Consider the following 22,783-nt stretch of genomic DNA (forward strand, 5'->3'; position numbering starts at 1 on the left):
GGCGGACGCAGAGGTTCGCCCCACTGAGAGGACGACTCATGCGCACCACCGTCGCCGCCGTGTACGCCTCGCTCGACGGGGTCATCGACCACCCCGAGAAGTGGTCGCTCCCGTACTTCAACGAGCAGGCCGCGGCGTACCAGACCGACCTGGTGAGCCGAAGCGACGTCCTGCTGCAGGGCCGGAGGACGTACGAGGGGTTCGCCCCGTACTGGAACGCCCCGTCGGACGACGCCTACAACCACCGGATGTACGAGATCCCGAAGGTCCTCGTCTCGCGGACGCAGACCGAGGGCACCTGGCACAACACCACCACGGTCGCCGACGACCCGGTCGCCGCCGTCGAGAAGCTCCGGATCGACGGCGACGGCCACATCCTGACCTACGGCTTCGGGTCGATCGCGTACGCGCTGGCGGAGGCCGGCCTGCTCGACGAGGTGCACTTCTGGGTGCACCCCGTCCTGGCCCGGACCGCGGACCGTGAGGACCTGCTGTTCAGCCCGGCGGACGCGCTCGTCCGCTTCGCACACGCCGGGACGACCACGCTCGACACCGGCGTCACGATCCTGCGGCTCGTCGCGGAGCCACGTGCCTGACGGGTCCGACGACGCCCCCAGGGCGCCGCACGAGGGCCTCGCGCGGCTGCTCTGGGGCGAGCCCGTCGTCCCGGCGCGCGGTCCGCGACCCTCGCTCGACCTGGCCCGGATCGCCGTCGAGACGATCGCCGTGGCGGACGCCGACGGCCTGCACGCCGTCTCGATGCAGAAGGTCGCGGACCGCCTCGGGGTCTCGAAGATGGCGCTGTACCGGTACGTCGGCAGCAAGGACGAGCTCGTCGCCGTCGCGGTCGAGCAGGCCGTCGGCGTGCCTCCCGAGGTGGACGTGGACGACGACTGGCGGGCGGCCGTCGTGGCGTGGGCGGCCGACCTCCGGGAGACCTGGCTCGCGCACCCGTGGCTCCCGGCCGCGACCGTCGGCAACCGCCTGATGGGGCCGCGCGAGATCGCGTGGAGCGAGGCTGCCGCGGGAGCGCTCGAGGGCAGCGGGCTGACCGGGGACGCGCTCCGGGCGGTCATCACGCTCCTCTTCTCGCACACGCGGTCGACGCTCTCGCGCGAGCTCGCCGGGACGCAGTACTGGACGACAGCCGACGACGTCGGGGCGGAGATGCGCTCGCTGCTGCGCGAGAGCGGCGCTGCGTTCCCGCGGATCCGCGCGGCGGAGGCCGCCGGCGTCGCCGGGTTCGACGCGTGGCGCTTCGGTCTCGACGTGATCCTCGACGGCATCGGGGCGCGGGTGCGTGGCACGGAGGAGCACGCCTCCGACCACTGAGCCCCCGGAGCGGGGCGGCGCGGGGCGGAGCGGGGCGGGGCGGCGCGGGGCGAGGTTGGCGCTGCGCGGCGGACCTCCGCATACCGACTGTCCGGTATGCTGCTCGGGACGGGCATCGGCGCCCGTCCCGAGCACGGAGGTGGCAGCGCATGACGCAGCCGGTCCCGGACACTGCCGCCACGGCGGTCCCCGCGCTGCCCCGACCCCCTGCCGCACCACGCTCCCCGGAGCCGCCGACCATGGCCGCGGGCCGCACGGAGGACGTCGCACCCGCGGACCTCCCCGTGGAACCCTCCGCACCGCCGCTCCCCGGTCTCGACGTCGCCCGCCTCGACTCCTGGCTCCGCCGCACGCACCCCCACCTCGCGACCGACGAGCCGCTGCGCGCGACCCTGTTCGCGGGCGGCCGCAGCAACCTCACGTACCGGGTCGACGGCGCGCGCGTCCCGCTGGTGCTGCGCCGCCCGCCGCTCGGCCACGTGCAGGAGACCGCGCACGACATGGCCCGCGAGCACCGCGTGATCCACGCGCTCGGAAGCACCCGCGTCCCGGTTCCCGCGACCGTCGACCTCGTCGAGGACACCGACGGCAGCGCCGGGACCGGGACGCCGTTCTTCGTCATGGAGCGCGTCGAGGGCGAGGCGATCTCCGACCCCGCGCAGAACGCCGCCTACTCCCCCGCCGAGCTCCGGGCCGTGAGCCTCGAGCTCGCCGAGCTGCTCGCCGAGCTGCACGCCCTCGACCCCGCGTCGGTCGGGCTCGCGGACCTCGGCCGCGCCGACGGCTACCTCGGCCGGCAGCTGCACCGCTGGGGCCGGCAGTACGACGGCTCCCGCTCGCGCGACCTCCCGGCGCTCGACGCGCTGCAGGAGCGCCTGCGCGAGCACGTCCCCGAGACCGCGCGGACGGGGCTCGTGCACGGTGACTACCGGCTCGACAACGCGCTCGTCGCCCGGGCGGGCGGCGTGCACGTCGCCGCCGTGCTCGACTGGGAGATGGCCACCCTGGGCGACGCCGCCGTCGACCTCGGGATGCTCGGCCTGTACTGGGACATCCGCCGGATAGCGCCGCCCGACGGCCTGACCGCGAGCGCCGTCGACCCCGCCGCCGGCTACCCGGACTTCGCCGAGCTCGCCGACGCGTACGCCGTGCGGCTCGGCTCGTCGGTCCCGGAGCTGTCCTGGTACCGCGCGTTCGCCGCGTACAAGCTCGCGGTGATCCTCGAGGGCGTGCACTTCCGGTTCCGCGCGGGCGAGACCGTGGGCGAGGGCTTCGACGCGATCGGCGCGATGGTCCTCCCGCTGGCCGACGAGGGCCTCGCGCGCCTCGACGGCGCGAGCTGAGGGGGCGGACGTGGACTTCGCGTACGACGAGCGGACCCGGGACGTGCTCGCGCGCACGCGCACGTTCCTCGACGAGCACGTCCTGCCCGCCGAGCCGGTGCTCGACGCGCAGGTCGCCGCGACGCCCGACGAGTGGGGCCCGCGCCCGGTGGTCCGCGAGCTCCAGGAGGTCGCGCGGGCGCAGGGCCTGTGGAACCTGTTCCTGCCGGGGCCGCGCGGTGCCGGGCTGACGAACCTGCAGTACGCGCCCGTCGCCGAGGCGCTCGGCCGCAGCCCCCGCCTGGGTCCGGTCGCGACCAACTGCGCGGCGCCCGACACCGGCAACATGGAGCTCCTCGCCGAGTTCGGCACCCCCGAGCAGCAGGAGCGCTGGCTCGAGCCGCTGCTGGCCGCGCGGACCCGCTCGGCGTTCTGCATGACCGAGCCCGGCGCCGCGTCGTCGGACGCCACGCAGATCGCGACCCGCATCCGCCGCGACGGCGACCACCTCGTCGTCACGGGCCGCAAGTGGTGGTCGACCGGCGCGATGAACCCCGACGCGACGCTGCTCGTCGTGATGGGCGCGACCGACCCCGACGCGCCGCGGCACCGGCAGCAGAGCATGGTGCTCGTCCCGCGCGACACCCCGGGCGTGCGTGTCGTGCGCCCGCTGACCGTGCTCGGCTACGACGACCGGGACCACGGCGGGCACGCCGAGATCGCCTTCGAGGACGTGCGCGTCCCCGCGTCGGCGCTGCTCGGCGGGGAGGGCGACGGGTTCGCGATCGCGCAGGCCCGGCTCGGGCCGGGGCGCATCCACCACTGCATGCGCGCGCTCGGCATGGCGGAGCGGGCGCTCGACCTGGTCCGCGAGCGCGCCGCGTCCCGCTCGCCGTTCGGGCGGCCGCTCGCCGAGCAGGGCGTCGTCCGGGAGTGGGCCGCGGAGTCGCGCATCCAGGTCGAGGCGCTGCGCCTGCTCGTGCTCAAGACGGCCTGGCTCATGGACACGGTCGGCAACCGCGCGGCGATGACCGAGATCCAGGCGATCAAGATCGCGGTCCCGCGCGCGGTGCAGCAGGTCGTGGACCGCGCTATCCAGGTGTTCGGCGCGGCCGGGCTCTCCGACGACCAGCCGCTCGCCGCGATGTACGCCGCGGCCCGGTCGCTGCGGATCGCCGACGGGCCCGACGAGGTCCACCTCTCCTCGCTCGGGAAGGCGGAGCTCCGACCACGCCCGACGTGACGCCGCCGACGGCACGCCGCTCCGCTCCACCCCCCACCGCACCGCCCGCCCCACCGCACCGCACCGCACCGCTCGTCCCGCACCGCACCGCTCGCCCCGCACTCCCCCGCCGAAGTCACGCCGCAGTCACCGCACGCGAAGGGACCCCGAGATGACCGCCGAGCTCGACCCGATCCTCACCGGCCCCGGCCACGGCACGCTGTCCGTCGCCGCGATCCTCGCCGAGACCGCCCGCCGCCACCCGGACCGGGTCGCGTTCCACGTCGGTGACGCGGCGCTGACCTACGGCCCGCTGTGGGACCGCACGCGTGCGTACGCGGGTGCGCTGCGCGACCGCGGCGTCGGCCCGGGCGACCGCGTCGCGATGCTCGTGCCGAACGTGCCCGACTTCGCGCGCGTCTACTACGCGATCCTGTCGCTCGGCGCGGTCGTCGTCCCCGTGCACCTGCTGTTCAAGGCGCAGGAGATCGAGTACGTGCTCGGTGACAGCGACGCGACGCTGCTCGTCGCCGCGGCCCCGATGCTCGGCGAGGCGCTGCCCGCCGCGGCGGCGGCCGGCGTCCCCGTCGTGACCGTCCTGGTCCCCGACACGCACGTCGCCGCCGTCCCCGCCCCGCGCCTCGAGGACGAGGCCGACGCCGCGGAGCCCGTGCGCACGTACGCGTCGGTCAACCCGCTCGCGCCGGCCACGGTCCTGTACACGAGCGGCACGACGGGCCGCCCCAAGGGCGCCGTGGCCTCGCACCTGGCCCTCGTCGAGCAGGTGCACGTCACCCTCCTCGACACGGCGGACATCCGGCCCGACGACGTGGTCTTCGGCGGGCTGCCGTTCTTCCACACGTTCGGCCAGTCGGCCGTGCTCAACACCGCGTTCCGCCGCGGCGCCGCGATCGTGCTGCTCCCCCGGTTCGACGCCGACGAGGCGCTCGCGCTGCTCGTCAAGCACCGCGCGACGGTGTTCACGGCGGTCCCGACGATGTTCCTCGGCATGGTCCAGGCCGCCGCGCGCACCCCCGACCGGCCCCCGCTCAAGTACGCGGTCTCGGGCGGCGCCGCGCTACCGGTCGCGCTGCTCGAGGCGTTCGCCGCGGCGTTCGGCGCCGAGGTGCACGAGGGCTACGGGCTGACCGAGACGGCGCCGACGGTGTCGTTCAACTACGTCGGCGAGCCCATCCGGCCCGGCACCGTCGGGCGGCCGCTGTGGGGCGTCGACGTCGAGATCGCGGACTCCGAGGTCGAGGAGCGGATCGTGCTGCTCGGGCCGGGCGAGCTCGGCGAGGTCGTGGTCCGCGGCCACAACCTGTTCAAGGGCTACCTGGGCAACCCCGAGGCGACCGCGGCCGCCGTCGTCGACGGCTGGTTCCGGACCGGCGACCTCGGCACCGTCGACGCCGAGGGCATCGTCACGATCGTCGACCGCAAGAAGGACATGATCGTCCGCAACGGCTACAACGTGTACCCGAGCGAGGTCGAGGACGCGATGGTGCGCCACCCCGCCGTCGCGCAGGCCGCGGTGTTCGGCGTCGAGGACGAGGCGCACGGCCAGGAGGTCCACGCCGCCGTCGTGCTCATGCCCGGCCGCACCGCGACCGCGCAGGAGGTCGTCGACTTCACGCGCGAGCGGATCGCCGCCTACAAGTACCCGCGCGTCGTGCACCTCGTCGAGACGCTGCCGCTCGGCGGCTCGGGCAAGGTGCTCAAGCGCGAGCTCGTCGCGCAGTACTCGACGCCGGCCGCGGAGCACGTCCCGGGCTGACCCGACCGCGACCGGCAAGTGCCCCGCCCAGCGGTTCACCGGCCTTCATCCAGCCCGGCGAGGACCACTGGCACGGCGCGACGAGCGCCGCGCGACCTACCGGGACACGCCGGGCCCCCGCCGTCACGCGCCCTGCAGGCGCTCCACAGACCGCGCGAGCCACTCCGCCAGGAGGGCCCGCTCGGCGTCGCTCAGCCCGGGGAGGTCGTCGAGCACCGTCCCGAAGGTCACGGCCACGGTGGTGGTCCTGGTCGCCTCGGGAGCGGCCGGCTCGTGCGCGACGACGCTCGCGAGGACGGCGTCGAGCATCGCGTCCGCGAGGCCCGGGTCCCGCTCGCCCGCGGGCACCTCCAGGAGCGCGAGCACGGTCCCGTTGCCGGCCGCGTGGATCATCGCGAGCGCACGCTGCTCGCTCACCCGCAGGAGCCCGGCGACGGCGAGCGCGTGGACGCGGGCGCGCAGCACCTCGATCCCGCGCGCCGTCGCCGGGGACCGGCCGGGCGAGCGGTGCGTGGCGAGCAGGCGGTACAGCTCGGGGTTCGCGAGCCCGAACTCGACGTGCGTGCGCCACCCGGCCCGCAGGTCCGCCACCGGGTCGCCCTCCGACGCGCTCGCCGCGGCCTTGGTGTCGACGTACGCCGCCATGACGTGCTCCGCGAGCGCGTCGACGAGCCCGTCCTTGTCGCCGAACAGACGGTAGATCGTCGGCGGCTGCACGCCCGCCGCCGAGGCGACGGCCCGCGTCGTGACCGCGGCGGCGCCGTCGTGACGCAGGAGGCGCTCGGCCTGCTCCAGGATGCGGGCCCGTGCGTCGTCCCGCGGATCGGGCACGGGGTCGGGCTCGGGTGACATGGATCAAGGGTAACGCCCGCGGCGTACCACTGAATTTCCAGTGATAACGTGATGCGAGTTCCACTGGTTCAACGAGAGGTGCCGTCATGATCGTCCTCACCGGCGCGACCGGTCAGCTCGGGTCGCAGATCGTCGAGCGCCTGCTCGAGCGCGTGCCCGCGCACACCGTCGGGGTCAGCGTCCGCGACCCCGCGAAGGCCACGGACCTCGCCGAGCGCGGCGTGCGCGTCCGGGCCGGCGACTTCACCGACCCCGCCGGCCTGCGGCACGCCTTCGAGGGCGCCGAGCAGGTGCTCGTGGTCTCGGCCGCCATCCGGGGCCCCGGTGCGGCCGAGGCGAACCGGGCCGCCGTCGACGCCGCCCACGCAGCCGGCGCCGCGCGGGTCCTCTACACGAGCCACCAGGCGGCCTCGGCGACCTCGCTGTTCTCCCCGCAGGCCACGCACGCGGCGACCGAGGCGCACCTCGCCGGGCTCGGCGTCCCGTTCACCGCGCTGCGCAACGGGTTCTACGCCGACACCCTGCGCTTCTCCGTCGGGGACGCACCGAGGACCGGCCTCCTCGTCGCACCCGAGGACGGACCCGTGTCCTGGACCGCGCACGCCGACCTCGCGGAGGCTGCCGCGCTCGCGCTCACGGACGCAGGGGCGCTCGACGGCGTCACCCCGCCGTTGACCGCGGCCGAGGCGCTCGACCTGCACGCCGTCGCGCAGCAGCTCAGCGAGGTCCTCGGGCGCACCGTCCGACGCGTCGTCGTGAGCGACGAGGAGTGGAAGGAGGCGGCCGTCGAGCGCGGCATGCCCGTCGCAGCGGCCGACTTCACGCTCGGCATGTACCGCGCGGCCCGCCGCGGGGAGTTCGAGGTGACCGACCCGACCCTGGGGACGCTCCTCGGTCGGCGCCCCACACCGGTGCGCTCGGTGCTCGAGACGATCGCCGGCGCCTGACACCTCCCACCCGCGAGGTCAGCAGCCACCGCGTGGGCCGCGCGACCGTGCACCCGGCCGCCGAGCGGTGAGCGGTCAGCGTGAACGGCGGGCGGTGAGCGTCCGTCGAGGTGGGTACGCCGCGCCGCACGCGTCATCAGAACGACCGACGACCCTGCACGTCCACCGCGGCAGGGTCGTCGTCGTGCCCGAGACCCGTGCCCCCGGAGGTCCCCGATGACGTCCACCGCCCCCGCCGCGCCCACGACCACGCCCACCCGCATCACGTCCCTGGACGTCCTGCGCGGCGTCGCCATCCTCGGCACGTTCGCGTCGAACGTGTGGCTGTTCGCCCACCCCGGCGGGCCCACCGCCTGGTTCGCCGGCGGCGGGCCGGCGCCGGACGTCGTCGAGACGGCGCTCCGGACGCTCGCCAACGGCAAGTTCCTCGCGCTGCTCACGCTGCTGTTCGGCATCGGCATCGAGCTGCAGTACCGCTCGGCGGTGCGCCGCGGCTCCCCGTGGCCGGGCCGGTACCCGGTGCGGGCGGCGATCCTCTTCGTCGAGGGGCTCCTGCACTACGTGCTCGTGTTCGAGTTCGACGTCCTCATGGGCTACGCCGTCGCGTCGTTGCTGGTGGCGTACCTCGTCGGGCGCAGCGACCGGGTGGTGCACGCGTGGATGGCGGTGGTCGGCGGCCTCTACCTGCTCGGCATCGGGGCCGTCACGGCGCTGCTGCTCGTGCTGCCGGGCGGGCCGGCGGTGCCGGAGCCGGCCGTGGCGTCGACGGCGAGCTGGTGGGAGCAGGTCCTCGTGCGGCTCGACAGCGCCGGGCTCTACCGGATCGAGCTCGTCCTGATCGTGCCGTCCGCCACGGTGCTGTTCCTCCTGGGCTCGCGGCTGCTGCGCGCGGGCGCGCTCGACGACACCCCCGCCGGCGCGCGGATCCGCCGACGCCTCATGCTGCTCGGCTTCGGGGTCGGCGCGCCGCTGAACCTGGTGACCGCGTTCGCCGGCCCGGCCTGGGTGCTCGTCGACCGGTACGTGCTCCCCCCGCTGGTGGCCCTCGGCCTGCTCGGGCTGATCACCGGGATCGTCCTGCGCAGCCGCGGGGGTGCGCCGCGCCGTGCCGTCGCCGCCGTCGGCCGCACCGCGCTGTCCTGCTACGTGCTGCAGAACGTGCTCGCGAGCGTCCTCTGCTACGACTGGGGCCTCGGGCTGGCCACCCGGTTCGCCGACGCCCGGCCCTGGTGGGTCGTCGGGCTGTGGGCCGTGGTCTCGCTCGCGCTCGTGCTGTTCGCGACCGCCTGGCTGCGGCACTTCGAGCGTGGACCGCTCGAGCTGCTCGTCCAGCGGGTCTACGCGCGGCCGCCGCACGCACCCGCGCAGCCGGAGACGTCACCCGTCGGCGACGGCCACGCGCGCTGCTAGTGTCCCGCGGTGCAGAGAACACGGGCCTACCGCCCGCTCGTCGGTGTGGTCCTCGCGGGGCTCCTGCTGTGGTTCGCGGCGGGCGTCCTGCACGTGGTGCTGAGCCGGGCCGGCACCCCGCCTGGGCTCGTCGGGTTGCTGGCTCCGTCCACGGCGATGCGAGGCCCGGCCCACATCCTCGCCACGGCGTCCTTCGTGGGGCCGGAGAGCGTCGCCGTGTTCGTCGTCGTCCTCGCGGTGCTCGCTCGGCCGGTGCTGCGCGCGCGGTCCGCCGGAGCCGGTGCGCGGGTGCTGGGCGTGTGGTTCGCCGCCATCGTGGCGGGCCTCGCCCCGGTGCTCGTGACCACGGCGACCGCCCTCCTCCGTCTCGACGACTCGCTGCTCGCCCGCGAGGGGTGGGTGACGGTCCTGGCGTACGGCTACGCGGAGCCGCTGCGCACGGGGTGCGCGTGGGGCCTCACCTACGGGTGGCTCGTCGGGCTCGCGGCCGTCGCACTCCTCCGGCGCGACACGCGGGCGCCCGGCGGGCAGCGACGCCCGCCGCAGCCGCGCCCGGCTGCCCTGGTGGCGGGCGTCGTCGCCGGCGGCCTGTCGGCGCTCGGGTGGTTGCTCGCCGCCGCGGCGGACTCGCAGGTCGTCGAGGCGCTCGCCCGGCTGGCCCCGACGACCGGGCGGGATCCCGGCACCACCCTCCTGCTCGAGCTCGCGTGGACGCTGCCCGTCACCACGGCGGCCGGCCGGCCGTTCCCGCTCGTCCTGCTGAGCGGCGTGCTCGTGGGCGTGGTCGTCGGTGCGCTGACCTGGCTCGCCGTCCGCGGCACCGACCGCACGGCCCGTCTGCTCCCGTTCCTCTGCGTCTGGGCGGCGGCCGTCGTCGGGACGGGGCTCGGTGCGCTGCCGACCGCCCTCGCCGGGCACGGGTTCTCCCCGCAGGGCGACGAGCGGTGGATGACGGTCCAGTCGCTGCTCCGCAGCCCGACGGACGGCGGTGCCGCCGGCGCGCTGGGCGGCTGGGTCCCCGCGCTCGCCGTGCTCGCGGTGCTGGCGTGGCTCGGTCGTGCTGCGCCGGTCGAGGACACGCCGGTCGAGGACGCGCCGACCGATCCGGCGCCGGCTCCCGCGGACGGCGCCGGGGACGTGTCGCGCCCGGCCTGACGCTACTCGCGGGCAGCCGCCACGGCGTCGGGCACGGCGGTCTCGTCCGCGGTGGTCTCCACCGGAGCGGCGTGCCGTCCCGCCCGCCGCGCCGCGCGCCGGTCGGCACGCCGCTCCTTGCGCCGCTCGACGAGCACGTACAGCGCGGGGACCACCAGCAGCGTGAGCAGCGTCGAGGAGATCAGCCCGCCGATGACGACGAGCGCGAGCGGCTTGCTGATGAACGCCCCGCCGCCCGTGAGCCCGAGGGCCATGGGCGTCAGCGCGAACACCGTCGCGAGCGCGGTCATGACGATCGGGCGCAGGCGCTTGCGGGCGCCCTCGCGCACGGCCTCGTCGAGCGACCGGCCGCGCTCGCGGTACTGGTTGATGAGGTCGATGAGCACGATCGCGTTCGACACGACGATGCCGACCAGCATCAGGGCCCCGATCAGGGCGGGGACCCCGAGCGGCGTGCCGCTCACGAGCAGCGCGACGATGGCGCCGGTGGCGGCGAACGGCACGGACACCAGCAGGATCAGCGGCTGCACGAGCGACCCGAACGTCGCGACCATGACGACGTAGACGATCGCGATGGCGACGAGCAGCGCGAGGCCGAGGTCCGCGAACGCGTCCTGCTGCTGGCTCGCGACGCCGCCGACCTCGACGTCGACGCCGGCCGGGAGGTCGAGCCCGTCGACCGCGGCCTGGAGCTCGCGCGTCAGCGAGCCGACGTCCTGCGTCGCGGGCGTGACCCGGACCGTCGCGGACCGCTCGCCGTCGACGCGCGTGACGGATGTCGGGACCTGCACCGCCTCGACCGCGGCGACGTCGGTCAGCGGCACGAGGCCCTGGGCCGACGGGACGACGAGCGCCTCGATCTCGGCGCGCGTGGCGGGTGCGGTGCCGGACGACACGACGACCTCGAGCGGGCCGTCGCCCAGGTCGAGCTCGCCGATCGCGCGGGCGGGGTTCATCGCCGCGGCGACGACACCGGAGACGACGGTCTCGGAGAGGCCGAGCCCGGCGGCCGCCTCCCGGTCGACCGTGACCTGCAGGACCTCCTGCTCGCCCGCGAGGTCGTTGGCGACCTCCGCGGCGCCCTCGACGTCACGGACCGCCTCGTGCACCGAGTCCGCAGCCGCCGCGAGGTCGTCGCGGTCGGTGGCCCGGACGGCGATGTCGACCGTCGACGAGCCGAACCCGCCCTCGCTGCCGGCGACGTTGATCGCGGTGACGGGCGCCGCGACGAGCGGCTCGACGGCCGCGCGGACGTCGTCCTGCGCGGCCACGCCGTCGGCGTCCCCGTCGAGCGTGATCGCGAACGACGCGGAGGGCGTGCTGCCGCCGCCGCTGAACGCCGCCGCGGCCGCGTCGCCGGTGCCGACGGTCGTCTGCACGCTCTCGATCGCGTCGACCCCGGCCAGGGCGTCCTCGACCTCGCGCGCCGCGGCGTCCTGCGCCGCGAGCGACGTGCCGACCTCGAACCGCTGCGTCACGGTGACGGTGTTCTGGCCGCTGTCGCCGATGAAGTTCGTCTCGAGCCGCGGCACGAGCCCGAGCGTCCCGACGAGCACGACGACGGCCACGCCGATCGTCATCCACGGGCGGCGCAGCGCCGCCGCGAGCGACGGGACGTACGCGCGCTGCCACAGCCCGCGACGCTCCTTCGCCTCGGCGGCCTCGCGCGCTGCGGCGGCGCCGGCCTCGGTGCCGTCGACCTCGCCCGGCGAGCGCACGAACCAGTACGCGAGCACCGGCACGATCGTGAGCGCGACGAGCAGCGACGCGAGCATCGCGATCGCCACGGTCACGGCGAACGGCCGGAACAGCTCGCCGACCATGCCGCCCACGAGCGCGATCGGCAGGAACACCGCGACGGTCGAGATCGTCGACGCGGCGATCGCGCCACCGACCTCGCGGACCGCGGTGAAGATCGCGGCGGTCTTCTCCTCGCCGTAGGACAGGTGCCGCTTGATGTTCTCGATGACGACGATCGCGTCGTCGACCACGCGCCCGATCGAGATCGTCAGGGCGCCGAGCGTGAGGATGTTGAGGGTGTACCCGGTCGCGTCCATGACGATGAACGTCACCGCGAGGGACAGCGGGATCGACACTGCGGAGACCAGCGTCGCGCGGATCGAGGCGAGGAACACGAGGATGACGACGACGGCGAACACGAGCCCGAGGCCACCCTCGGTCGCGAGCCCCTCGATGGACTCCTCGATGAACGGCGCCTGGTCGAACACGACCGCGGTGCGCACGCCCTCGGCCTCGAGCGCGGGGCCGAGGTCCGCGAGCGCGTCCTGCACGGCGTGCGACACGTCGACCGTGTTGCCGTCGGGGGTCTTGGTGATCGCGACGCCGAGCGCCGGGGAGCCGTCGAGCCGCGAGTAGGACGTCGGGTCCTCGGGGGCGACCGTGACGGTCGCGACGTCGCCGAGCGTGCCGGCGCCGAGCGGCAGGGCCTCGAGGTCCTCGACGGAGCCGAGGCGTGAGCCGGCCTGCACCGAGTACGTCCGGTCGCCCTCGGTGAGCGTGCCGACGGGGAGCACGACGCCGTAGTCGGCGAGCAGGTCGGAGACGGCCGTCGGGTCGACGCCCGCGACGGCGACGCGCGCGGCGTCGAGCTCGACGAGCACCTGGTCGGCGGTGCCGCCCGTGACGGCGACCGTGCGGACGCCCTCGATGTCCTCGAGCGCGGGCACCACGACGGTCTCGATCGTCGCCGCGAGCGCGCTCGTGCCGGAGTCGCCGCCCTCGTCGGACGCCGCCGCGAGCTGGATCACCGGCAGGTCGTCGAGCGAGCCGGTGATGACGGTCGGCTCGACGCCCTCGGGGAGCTGGGTCTGCAGGCGGGAGATCGCGGTCTGCAGGCGCTGCGTCACCGCATCCAGGTCGGTGCCGTACTCGAGCTCGACGGTCGTCAGGCCGAGCCCGGTCGAGGCGGTCGACGTGATCGACTCGATGTCCGGGATCGCGCGGACCGCGGCCTCGACGGGCTCGACGACCCCCTGCTCGACGACCTCGGGCGACGACCCCGGGTAGACCGAGACGACGACCGCGACGGGCAGCTGCAGCGACGGGATGAGCTCCTGCTTGAGCTGTCCGACGCTCAGGACCCCGAAGACGGCGATGGCGAACGTCGCGAGCGCGACGACGGCACGGTTCGCCAGGGAGAGACGGGCGAGACGGGACACGGGGGCCTCCGGGTCAGGGCGCAGCGGGCGCTGCGGCACGGCACAGCAGGAAGGACGGGTACGGGTGGCACTCGACGCGGCGTCCTCGGCGCGGTCGTTAGCCTAACGCGAAGGATCGCCCCGGTGTTCCCGTAGCCTTCGGCCCATGACCGACGACCCGCGCGCGCACCTCGTGGAGCAGTTCGCGCAGGCGCACGCCGCGCTCGACGACGCGTTCCTCACGTCCCGGCTGCGCCCGCTGCTCGAGACCACGCTGACCGTCCAGCAGCTCCGCGCGCTCGGCCTCGTCGCGACGGGCGGTGCCACCACGACCCACGCGCTCGCCGAGGCGCTCGACGTCTCCGCCGCGACCGTCTCGGGCGTCGTCGACCGGCTCGTCGGCGCGGGGATGGTCGAGCGGCACGCGGACCCGCACGACGGCCGCGTCCGTGTGCTGGCCCCGACCGACGCCGGCACCGCGACGCTCCGCCACCTGCTCACGCTCCCGATGGACGCCGAGCTGGAGGTCCTCGCGGAGCTCGACGTCGACGACCTGGCGGCGCTCGTCCGCGGCATGTGGGCGCTCGCCGAAGCGGCCCGCCGGTCCGTCCCGCAGGCGCCGCCCGCCGGCTGACGAGCCCGGCGACGCTACCCCGCGTCCCCCGCGAACTCCTGCGTCCCGAGCACCCGGAGCAGCCGGAGCTTGCCCTCGGCCTCGCTCCGCGGCGCGGCGGTGAGCACGAGCAGCGTCTGCGACCCGTCCTCGGTGAACAGGGCCTGGCAGTCCACCTCGATCGGCCCGACCTCCGGGTGGACCAGCACCTTGTGGTCCTCGAACCGGCGTGCGACCTCGTGCGCCTCCCACAGCCGCTCGAACTCCGGGCTCCGGCGCAGCAGCTCGCGCACGAGCTCGCCCGCCGGGGAGTCGGCGCCGCTCACCCCGTACGTCGCCCGCAGCGAGGCCACCTGCGCGCGGCTCTGCCGGTCGCGGTCGTGCTCGGGGTAACGGCTCCGCTCGGTGCCCGGGTGCACGAACCAGCGGTAGATCGCGCTCCGCTCCCAGCCGGTCAGGCCGTCGACGTCGCCGAGCAGGGCCCGCGCGAGGTCGTTCTGCACGAGCGTGCGCCCGAGCGCGTCGAGCACGAGGGCGGGGGTGTCGGTCAGCCGGTCGAGCACGCGCAGCAGGCCCGGCGCGACGTAGTCCTCGGTCGCCGCACGGTCCGGCGGGCTGTGCCCGGCGACCCGGTACAGGTAGTCGCGCTCGTCCGGCGTGAGCCGCAGCGCCCGGGCGAGCGCGGCGAGGATCTGCGTGCTGGGCTGCGGTGCGCGCCGCTGCTCGAGGCGGGCGTAGTAGTCGGTCGACATGACCGCGAGCTGCGCGACCTCCTCGCGGCGCAGACCGGCGGCGCGGCGCCGCACGCCGGGGCCGAGGCCGAGGCCGACGTCACCGGGTCGCAGCGCCTCCCGGTGCCGCAGCAGGAAGTCGGCCAGGGCGTCGCGGTCCATGCGTGCAGTATCGGCGCCGCGGCGCGACGCCAGCCAGGGACCGCGGGTCCCCCGATGAGCGCTCCCTGGTGGGCCCGGCGCGCCCGGCGAAGACTCGGGTCATGGACATCAGCGGAAACACCGTCTTCATCCCCGGCGCGACGAGCGGGATCGGCCTCGCGCTCGCGCTCGCCCTGCAGGCCCGGGGCAACGAGGTGATCATCGGCGGCCGCCGCACCGAGCTGCTGGCCGAGATCACGGCCGCGCACCCCGGCCTGCACGCCTACGCGATCGACACCACGGACCCGGAGAGCATCGCGACCGTCGCCCGGCGGGTCGTCGCGGAGCACCCGGACCTGAACGTGCTGATCCCGATGGCCGGGATCATGCGCGTGGAGGACTGGACGCACCCGGCGGGCTTCCTCGCCTCGGCGGAGCAGACCGTCACCACCAACCTGCTCGGCCCGGTCCGCCTGATCGCCGCGTTCGTCGAGCACCTGCTCACGCGCCCCGCCGCGACGATCATGACCGTCTCCTCGGGCCTCGCGTTCACCCCGCTGCGGGCGACCCCGAGCTACAACGCCAGCAAGGCCGCGATCCACATGCTCAGCGAGTCGCTGCGGCTCCAGCTCGCCGGCACGAGCGTCCAGGTGGTCGAGCTCGAGCCGCCGTCGGTCGCGACGGACCTGATGCCCGGGCAGCGGGACAGCGCGATCGCGATGCCGCTCGACGACTTCGTCGCGGAGGTGCTGCACCTCGTCGAGACGCAGCCCGACGCGACCGAGATCCAGGTCGAGAACGTCAAGTTCCTCCGCTACGGGGAGGCCCGCGGCGACTACGACCAGGTCGTCGCGACGATCAACGCGCACGACCCGCACGGCAAGGCCGAGGACGACGCCGGGGCGGCGTGACGCGGCGCGGACGCGGGACGGCGGCGACGCGGCGACCGGCGTGCTCGACGGCTCGGCCGGGGTGCGCGTGCACGTCCCGGCCGGGCCGTCCGGGCCGCTGCGTCAGTCCGCTGCGCCGGCCGGGACGTTGTCCGTGACGTCCTCGTACTCCTGCGCGGCGGGCACCTCGGCGGGCGCGTAGACGAGCCGCACGACGCCCGTCGGGAACACGTCCGAGCTGAGCAGGCGCAGCGGGTAGATCGCGTCGCCCTCGTCGAACAGCCGCTCGCCCTTGCGGGCCGCGACCGGGTGCACGAGCAGACGCAGCTCGTCGACCAGACCGGCCGCGAGCAGCTGCCGCACGACCGAGACGGAGCCCGGGATCACGATCTTGCCGAGGCCCGGCTCTGCCTTGAGCGCCGTCACGGCCTCGACGAGGTCGCCCTCGACCTTCTCGGCGTTGCGCCACCCCAGGTCCTGGCTACCGCGGGTCGCGACGACCTTGCGGGTGTCGCCGAGCGTCGCCGCGAACCCGGCGTCCTCCCCGCCGGCGGCCTCACGCTCGGGCCAGGCACCGGCGAAGCTGTCGTACGTGACCCGGCCGAGCAGCAGCACGTCGGCACCCTCGTAGTCCTCCCCCACGGCGGCGCCCATGCGCTCGTCGAAGTACGGGAAGTGCCACGCGGGGTCGATCTCGACGACGCCGTCGAGCGAGCTGAACAGGGTCGAGACGATGGTTGCCATCCGGCGTTCCTCCAGGTCCTCGCGCCCGCACCGTGCGGACGCTCCCCCCATCAGACCGCACGTGGCGGCGGTCCTCATCGGTCCGCCACGATCCGCGGCGGCCGTGCGTGTCGGCGGCCGGTGTCGACGGGCTCGTCCCGGACGCCTCCCGACCCGCGTGGCACCCGACCCGCTCGGCCCGTCCTCACCCCGCCGCGCGGTACGCCCGCCCGGCCTCGGTCGGTGTCGCGGCGTCGGTGTACAGCCCGAACGCGGCGCTGTCGCCGACCGCCGGCAGCCCGAACCACGCGTACCGCTCGACGTACGGCCGCGCCTCCATGCCGGCCGTCGAGCCCTCGATGAACGCCGCGAGCTGCGGCCCCGAGGGGTAGCGCGGGCTCCCGCCGAAGTTCATCAGCCCGTACTCGGTGACCCAGACCGGCAGCCCGTAGCGCTCGTGCACCGCGTCGACGTACCCGAGGAAGTGCCCGACGGCGGCGTCGCTGAAGTCGGAGCCGTACCAGTGCAGCGTGATGAAGTCGACGCGCCGGCCCTCCGCCCGCGCGCCGGTCATGAACCGGTCGAGCCAGCCGCCCGGGGTGTCGCCGCCCCACGCGACGGCCGGGCTGCCGAGCCGCATCCCGGTGGCCTCGAGCCGCGGCCAGGCCGCGAGCGCCTCCTCGACGCTCATGGCCGACTGCTCGGCGAGGTCGGGCTCGTTGAAGCCCAGGAGCGTCGTGCCCTCGGACGCGGCGCGTGCGAGCGTCGCGTCGGTCAGGGAGTCGCGCCCCCAGATCATGGGCACGAACTCGACGCCGTCGGGACCGAGCATGCTCGCGTTCGAGTCCGACCAGTTGTAGTACCAGCCCGCGCCGACGTCGCCGAGCGCCCCGCTGATGCCGTCGAACTGCCAGGTCGCGACGCCCTTCTTGGCCGAGGCCGCGGCGACCGGTGCCGGCTCGGGGGCGGGCGGGGCGGGCTCCTCGACCGGCGGCGCCGGGGTCTCGACGGGCGGCTCGAGGACCGCGGGCGGGACGAGCGCAGGGTCCGGAGCGGGCGCGGCCGGCTCCGGCGTCGGCTCGCTCGGAGCCGGGGACGAGGTCGCCGCGACGACGGTCTCGGGAGCCGGCTCGCGCTGCCCGACGGCCACGGCGGTCCCGACCCCGGCCACCGCGGACGAGGTGAGCGCCGCAATGAGGACGCCACGGCCCACGCGCGTGCCGGCGACGACCGCGAGCTTGGCCGCGAGCCCGTGGCCCGACACCGCGTGCGCCCCGGTGTGCCCGAGCGCGCCTCCCGTGGACTGCCCGGGGGCGTGCGCCAACGCCGTGACGTCGAGCGGCGTCGCGCCCGGCTGCACGACCGACACGTCGAGCGGCGTCCCGCCCGGCTGGGCCACCGACACGTCGACCGGCGTCGCCGCCGGCGCGCCACCCGGTGCGACGGCTGGCAGGCCCGGGACCAGACCGTCCCGGAGCACCGCGAGCGTGAGCGGCACCGGCACGAGGCCCAGGCCCACGAGCAGCCGGTCGGCCGCGACGAGCCCGTGCCACGCGGGAGCGCACTCCAGGCACTCGCGCGTGTGCCGCGCGACGCGCTTGCGCCACAGCGGCGCCGGGCGGCCGTCCCACCCGGCGGTGACCGCGAGCAGCTCGGCGCACGGGGGCGTCGCCGCGAGGGCCCGGACCACGACGCGTGCGGTCTCGAGCTGGCCCTTCATGCGCTGGACCCGGACGGCCGCGTGGGCACGTGTCACGTCGAGCGCGTCGACGATCTCGTCGCGCGTGAGCTCGCCCGACGCCTCGAGCCACCACAGCGCGAGCAGCTCGCGGTCGTCCTCGTCGAGCCAGCGCGTCGCCTCCGCGGTCTCGCGCCGCTGGCCGGAGAGCTCGAGCCGGACGATCGCGAGGTCGGTGAAGTCGGCACCGGGGTCGCCGTCGGCCGCGTCGTCGGGCAGCGCGCCGGGGGCCGCCCCCTGCACGCGGTGCCGGTCGCGCACCTGCCGCACGGCGATCGCGACGAGCCACGACCGGAACGCCTCGGGGTCGCGGAGGTCCCCGAGCCCGCGCAGCGCGCGCAGCATCGTCTCCTGCACCACGTCGTCGACGTCCGCGTGCCCGCGCAGCGCCCGGCCGACGACCGAGTACACGAGCGGCAGGTACCCGGCGACGAGCCGGTCGACCGCCTCGGGGTCGCCGGCGCGCGCGGCGACGACCGTCGCGGTGTCCGGGGTGGGCTGCATGGCGTGGGGACCTCTCCGTGGGGCAGTCGATCATCGCGCGGGCCGGCGCGTGCACCGGCCGCACGGAGGGAGACCACCCGGACGGGGGCGGATAACGGAAACGTCCGCCGCCCGGTCAGCCCTCCTGCGGCACGGCCCCGTCGTCGTCCGTGCGCCCGTCGGACCCGCGCCACGCCTGCCAGCCCCACGCGAGCAGCCACGCCCCGCCGGCCACCGCTCCCCAGGACACCAGCCGCACGCCGCCCCACGTGAGGAACCCCAGCAGGTCGTGCCCCCACTGCCCCTGCTGCGGCCGCCAGTACGCCAGCACGAGCGCGAGGAGCACGAGCAGCACTCCCGCGGCTCCCAGACTCACGGCCCGAACCCTGTTCCGTCCCCCTGTCATGCGGGTGAGTATGCCGGTCAGCGCGACGACAGCGGGAACCGGCTCCCCCAGGCGACGCCCTCCGCGGGCTCGGGTCGGGCGAGCAGGAACCCGGTCGCGGCGTCGGCCCCGACGGCCGAGATCGCGTCGAGCTGCTCGGGCGTCTCGATGCCCTCCGCGATCACGTGCGCGCCGATCGAGTGCGCGAGGCGGACGATGCCGTCGACGATCGCCCGGCCCTTGGACGTCCCGGTCGCGAGGACGAACGAGCGGTCGACCTTGATGACGTCGACCGGGGCCTGCGCGAGGCGCGAGAGCGAGCTGTACCCGGTCCCGAAGTCGTCGATCGCGACGGCGACCCCGAGGCGCCGCACGGCCTCGAGGTGCGCGACGAGCCGGCCGTCGTCCATCGCCTGCTCGGTGACCTCGATGCCGAGCCGGTCGGCCGCGACCCCCGCCTCGTCGAGCCGCCGCGCGAGGAGGTCGGCCAGGCCGGGCAGCGCGAGCTGGCGCGGCGAGACGTTGACCCAGACCCGCACGCCGGGACGGTCGGACCAGCGCGCGATCTGCTCGACCGCCCGGGACACGACCTGCGCCCCGAGCGCGACGATGAGCCCCGACTCCTCGGCGACGGGGATGAACTCCGCCGGCGGCACCAGGCCGGGCCCGGGGCCGCTCCACCGGGCGAGCGCCTCGACGTGCGCGACGCCGGAGCGCCGCCCCAGCTCGAACGCCGGCTGGTAGTGCAGCACGAGGCCGTCGCCGGCGGTGAGCCCGCGCCGCAGCTCGAGCTCGGTCTCGACGCGCTGGACCGTCTCCTGGTGGAGGACCTCGTCGAACCACGTGAACCCGTCCCGCCCGCCGTCCTTGACCCGGTGCAGGGCGGCGTCCGCCTCGCGCAGGAGCGTGTCGATCTCGTCGGCCCCGTGCGCGTGCGCGAGCCCGATGCTCGTCGTGACGGGCAGGAGGGTGCTGCCGATGACGACGGGCTCGTCCCCGGAGTCGACGATCCGCCGCGCGAGCGTCTCCGCCGCGGTGGCCGACGCCCCGGGCAGCACGACGACGAACTCGTCGCCGCCGAAGCGAGCGAGCAGGTCCCCCGGCCCGATGAGCCCGCGCAGACGTGCCGCGACGGCACTGAGCACCCGGTCGCCCGCGACGTGGCCCAGGGTGTCGTTGACGAGCTTGAACCGGTCCAGGTCGATGAACAGCAGGACCAGGCCCGGCGCCGACGCGGAGCCGTCACCGAGCCGGCGGACCTCGCGCAGCAGCCCCCAGCGGTTGAGGAGCCCGGTCACGGTGTCGTGCGTGGCGTGCTCGGTGAGCTCGCGCTGCGCCTCCTCGGCCGCCGCGCGTGCCTCCTCCGCCGCGGCGCGGGCCACCTCCTGCCGGGCGAGCAGCTCCTCGCGCTCACGCTGCGCGGCGTGCCGCTCGACGATGTCCCGGAAGTACACGCACATGCCGCCGCTCGGGAGCCGGTGGGCGCGCACCTCGCAGCGGATCTGCTGGGGCCCGTAGGAGCCCTCGAAGTCGACGGGCTCGCCGGTCGCCATGACGTGCCGGTACGACGTCTCGAGCGGTGAGCCGACGAGCCCGGGAAAGACCTCCCAGAACACGCGGCCCAGCACGTCCGCGCGGTCGACGTCCATGATGCGCTCGCCGTGCCGGTTGACGTAGGAGAACCGCCAGTCGTCGTCGAGCGCGAAGTAGCCCTCGCTGATGGTCTCGAGCAGGTCGATGACGGTGGCGGCGGCACGACGGGCGTCCTCGGCGCGCTCGACGGCCTCGGCGACGCGGGTCAGGTCCCGGAACAGCACGATCGCGGTGTCCTCGGCGACCACGGCCGAGGACAGGTCGATCGGGAAGGTCGACCCGTCGGACCGGCGCGCGCGCAGCTCACCCTGGAAGAAGCCCTCGGCGTTGCGGACCGCGACGGCCTGCACCCAGCGCGGGTCGTCGGGGTCGATCACCCCGGCACGCCCGAGGCCGCGGAGCTCGGCCTCCGAGTGCCCGAGCATCCGGCAGGCCGCGGCGTTGGCGGCGAGGATGCCGCCCGTCGGGCTCGTCAGGACCAGGCCGTCGGTGCTGCGCTCGAACAGCGCGGTGTACGCCTGCGCGCGCACGTGCCACGCGGGTGGCGAGCCCGCTCCCTCGTCGCCCTCGTCCACGGCAGCCCCGGACATGTGACCCCCCAGTCATGTCCCCGGCGCGCACGGTGCCCCCCGCGACCGCGCCCCCGGACGCGCCCGAGGGCGGCCCGCGACCAGGGGCGGGACGCCCACGGCCTGGCTCAAGGATGCCGCACGCGGGGACGAGCGTCCGCCGGTGCCGGGTCACGGGCAGCCGCGACCCGGCACGGGAGGTGCGCCACGGGGGTCCGGAGGAGCAGAGCGGCCGCCCGCAGCGGCCCAGCGCGACGGCCGCCCGCGCCGCTCAGGACTGCGGCACGCCCTCGCCCTCGAGCGGCACCGGCTCGCCGTCGTACGGGGTGACCGGCCCGTCGGCCCGGTCGGTCGTGTACGTGGAGCCGACGTAGTCCTGCACGCCGTCGTCGACCACGGTGATGCCCACGCCGCCGAACGCCGCGTGGCTGTCCGCCGAGAACTGCAGCGGCACGATCCCGTTCCCGACGACGTCGCCGGACTCGAGCGCCTCGACGAGGCTCTCGCGCGTCGGGTCCTCCCCGGCCCGGGCGAGCGCCTGCGCGAACGTGTACGCCACGGACATCCCGAAGACGGTGTTGCCGGTGAACGGGGCGCCGTCGTTGTACTCGTCGTTGACGCGGCGGAACAGCTCGACCCACGGGTCGTCGGGGCTGAACGGCAGGTAGTTGGTGCTCACGAAGCCCTGCAGCAGGGCCGGGCCGACGTCCTCGCCGAGGTAGCCGACGAGCGTCGGGTAGTCGCCGCCCGAGGACGACGAGACCCACTGCGCGCGGTAGCCCATCTTCGCGGCGGTGCCGAGCGCGAGCGCCGTGAAGCCGTTGACGGTCGCGAGGAAGTTCACGGTGCAGCCCGCGGCCTGCATCGCGCCGACCTGCGCCGTGACGTCCTGGTTCGAGACCGAGTACGTCTGCGCGCTCGCGAGCTCGCCGAGCACCGTGGTCAGGCCCGTCGTGAAGTCGGTGCCGAAGTCGTCGTCCTGCCCGAGCACGCAGAACACCGCGTCGTCGTACGTCTCCTGCGCGTGGTGGGCGAGGACCTTGCCCTCGGTCACGTAGTCGGCGTTGAACGCGAACGTCCACGGGTGCTCCTCGGGGTCGTCCCACGCGGGGCTGCCCGACGCGACGAACAGGTCCGGCACGCCGTTCTCGTTGAGGTAGTCGACGACCGAGCCGTGCGTGGGCGTGCCGAGGCCGTTGACGACCGCGAGCACCTGGTCCTCCTGCACGAGCTCGCGCACGACGGTCTGGGTGGTCGCCGGGTTGTAGGCGTCGTCCTTGACGACGTACTCGATCGTGCGGCCGTGGACGCCGCCCTGGTCGTTGAGGTACTCGAAGTACGCGGAGGCGGCCGCGGAGATGGACGCGTAGCCCGCGGCGGCCGGCCCGGTCAGCGGCGTGTGGGTGCCGATCGTCACGGTCTCCTCGGCGACGCCGGGCGAGGCCGCGGGCGTGCTGCACGCGGTGAGCGGCAGGACCGCGACGAGCGCGAGGGTGCCGGCGGTGCGGGCCAGGTGCGTGCGCGTGCGGCGCGTGCGGGTGCGGAGCTGCGACATCGTCGTCATCCCTCGGTCGGTGTGCGGACGGGTTCTCTGGGGGTGCTGGGGGTGGTCGGACGGGCGGCGGCGGACGGGTCGCCCGTGGGCGGTGCGGCAGGCGCACCCCGGCGGGAGAGGCGGGAGCGGCGGGTGCGACCGGTGCCGTCGGTGGCGCCGGTGCCGCGCGTGTCGGCGGGGGCGCGAC

Annotated in this window: 18 protein-coding genes; 10 read left to right on the top strand and 8 right to left on the bottom strand. The window is 75.4% G+C overall.

What is annotated here, in order from left to right; genetic code table 11:
- Window positions 1–38: 38 nt before the first annotated feature.
- The 5 genes from AB6N24_RS05135 (at window position 39) to AB6N24_RS05155 (ending at window position 5,653) form a co-directional block, all read left to right on the top strand.
- A complete protein-coding gene (locus AB6N24_RS05135) occupies window positions 39–596 on the top strand; it encodes a dihydrofolate reductase family protein (protein WP_412868350.1) in 558 nt (185 codons plus the stop codon).
- On the top strand, window positions 589–1,332 hold the full coding sequence (locus tag AB6N24_RS05140) for a TetR/AcrR family transcriptional regulator (RefSeq protein WP_412868351.1): 744 nt from the start codon (window positions 589–591) through the stop codon (window positions 1,330–1,332). The genes AB6N24_RS05135 and AB6N24_RS05140 overlap by 8 nt, the downstream gene beginning before the upstream one ends.
- A gap of 149 nt (window positions 1,333–1,481) precedes the next feature.
- Window positions 1,482–2,675 (top strand): phosphotransferase family protein, encoded by a 1,194-nt coding sequence (locus AB6N24_RS05145; RefSeq protein WP_412868352.1) that lies wholly within the window; start codon window positions 1,482–1,484, stop codon window positions 2,673–2,675.
- Between the two features lie 10 nt (window positions 2,676–2,685).
- Window positions 2,686–3,897, top strand: a complete 1,212-nt coding sequence (locus AB6N24_RS05150; RefSeq protein ID WP_412868353.1) for an acyl-CoA dehydrogenase family protein — start codon at window positions 2,686–2,688, stop codon at window positions 3,895–3,897.
- 151 nt (window positions 3,898–4,048) lie between these two features.
- Complete coding sequence (locus AB6N24_RS05155) at window positions 4,049–5,653, top strand: AMP-binding protein (RefSeq protein WP_412868354.1); 1,605 nt, start codon at window positions 4,049–4,051, stop codon at window positions 5,651–5,653.
- Between the two features lie 123 nt (window positions 5,654–5,776).
- Here AB6N24_RS05155 and AB6N24_RS05160 read toward each other — a convergent pair whose 3' ends face one another.
- Window positions 5,777–6,505, bottom strand: coding sequence for a TetR/AcrR family transcriptional regulator (locus AB6N24_RS05160; RefSeq protein WP_412868355.1), 729 nt, complete (start codon window positions 6,503–6,505; stop codon window positions 5,777–5,779).
- Between the two features lie 86 nt (window positions 6,506–6,591).
- Here AB6N24_RS05160 and AB6N24_RS05165 point away from each other — a divergent pair, with 86 nt between their 5' ends.
- The 3 genes from AB6N24_RS05165 to AB6N24_RS05175 all read left to right on the top strand — a co-directional run bounded on the left by AB6N24_RS05165 (window position 6,592) and on the right by AB6N24_RS05175 (window position 10,017).
- Window positions 6,592–7,452, top strand: coding sequence for an NAD(P)H-binding protein (locus AB6N24_RS05165; RefSeq protein WP_412868356.1), 861 nt, complete (start codon window positions 6,592–6,594; stop codon window positions 7,450–7,452).
- Between the two features lie 216 nt (window positions 7,453–7,668).
- Window positions 7,669–8,862, top strand: coding sequence for a DUF418 domain-containing protein (locus AB6N24_RS05170; protein ID WP_412868357.1), 1,194 nt, complete (start codon window positions 7,669–7,671; stop codon window positions 8,860–8,862).
- A 9-nt stretch (window positions 8,863–8,871) separates the two neighbouring features.
- Window positions 8,872–10,017, top strand: a complete 1,146-nt coding sequence (locus tag AB6N24_RS05175; RefSeq protein WP_412868358.1) for a hypothetical protein — start codon at window positions 8,872–8,874, stop codon at window positions 10,015–10,017.
- A gap of 2 nt (window positions 10,018–10,019) precedes the next feature.
- Here the strand turns inward: AB6N24_RS05175 and AB6N24_RS05180 are convergent, their stop codons facing one another.
- Window positions 10,020–13,196, bottom strand: coding sequence for an efflux RND transporter permease subunit (locus AB6N24_RS05180; protein WP_412868359.1), 3,177 nt, complete (start codon window positions 13,194–13,196; stop codon window positions 10,020–10,022).
- A 145-nt stretch (window positions 13,197–13,341) separates the two neighbouring features.
- Here AB6N24_RS05180 and AB6N24_RS05185 point away from each other — a divergent pair, with 145 nt between their 5' ends.
- The gene (locus AB6N24_RS05185) at window positions 13,342–13,809 is read left to right on the top strand and encodes a MarR family winged helix-turn-helix transcriptional regulator (RefSeq protein ID WP_412868360.1); all 468 of its coding nucleotides are present in this window, start codon (window positions 13,342–13,344) and stop codon (window positions 13,807–13,809) included.
- A 14-nt stretch (window positions 13,810–13,823) separates the two neighbouring features.
- Here AB6N24_RS05185 and AB6N24_RS05190 read toward each other — a convergent pair whose 3' ends face one another.
- The gene (locus AB6N24_RS05190; RefSeq protein WP_412868361.1) at window positions 13,824–14,681 is read right to left on the bottom strand and encodes a helix-turn-helix transcriptional regulator; all 858 of its coding nucleotides are present in this window, start codon (window positions 14,679–14,681) and stop codon (window positions 13,824–13,826) included.
- Window positions 14,682–14,782: 101 nt separating this feature from the next.
- Here AB6N24_RS05190 and AB6N24_RS05195 point away from each other — a divergent pair, with 101 nt between their 5' ends.
- Window positions 14,783–15,571 carry an SDR family oxidoreductase gene (locus tag AB6N24_RS05195; protein ID WP_412868362.1) on the top strand — a complete coding sequence of 263 codons (789 nt, stop codon included), beginning with the start codon at window positions 14,783–14,785 and terminating at the stop codon, window positions 15,569–15,571.
- A 102-nt stretch (window positions 15,572–15,673) separates the two neighbouring features.
- Here AB6N24_RS05195 and AB6N24_RS05200 read toward each other — a convergent pair whose 3' ends face one another.
- The 5 genes from AB6N24_RS05200 to AB6N24_RS05220 all read right to left on the bottom strand — a co-directional run bounded on the left by AB6N24_RS05200 (window position 15,674) and on the right by AB6N24_RS05220 (window position 22,605).
- Window positions 15,674–16,294, bottom strand: a complete 621-nt coding sequence (locus AB6N24_RS05200) for a dihydrofolate reductase family protein (protein ID WP_412868363.1) — start codon at window positions 16,292–16,294, stop codon at window positions 15,674–15,676.
- 184 nt (window positions 16,295–16,478) lie between these two features.
- Window positions 16,479–18,515: a sigma-70 family RNA polymerase sigma factor gene (locus AB6N24_RS05205; protein ID WP_412868364.1), complete on the bottom strand. Its 2,037-nt coding sequence runs from the start codon at window positions 18,513–18,515 to the stop codon at window positions 16,479–16,481.
- 115 nt (window positions 18,516–18,630) lie between these two features.
- The gene (locus AB6N24_RS05210) at window positions 18,631–18,870 is read right to left on the bottom strand and encodes a hypothetical protein (protein WP_412868365.1); all 240 of its coding nucleotides are present in this window, start codon (window positions 18,868–18,870) and stop codon (window positions 18,631–18,633) included.
- Between the two features lie 47 nt (window positions 18,871–18,917).
- On the bottom strand, window positions 18,918–21,062 hold the full coding sequence (locus tag AB6N24_RS05215) for a putative bifunctional diguanylate cyclase/phosphodiesterase (RefSeq protein WP_412868366.1): 2,145 nt from the start codon (window positions 21,060–21,062) through the stop codon (window positions 18,918–18,920).
- 250 nt (window positions 21,063–21,312) lie between these two features.
- Entirely contained in the window at window positions 21,313–22,605 is a 1,293-nt protein-coding gene (locus AB6N24_RS05220; protein WP_412868367.1) for an ABC transporter substrate-binding protein, read from the bottom strand.
- Window positions 22,606–22,783: the final 178 nt, after the last annotated feature.

Origin of the sequence: Cellulomonas jepli (assembly GCF_047229345.1) — a bacterium.
GTDB lineage: Bacteria > Actinomycetota > Actinomycetes > Actinomycetales > Cellulomonadaceae > Cellulomonas_A.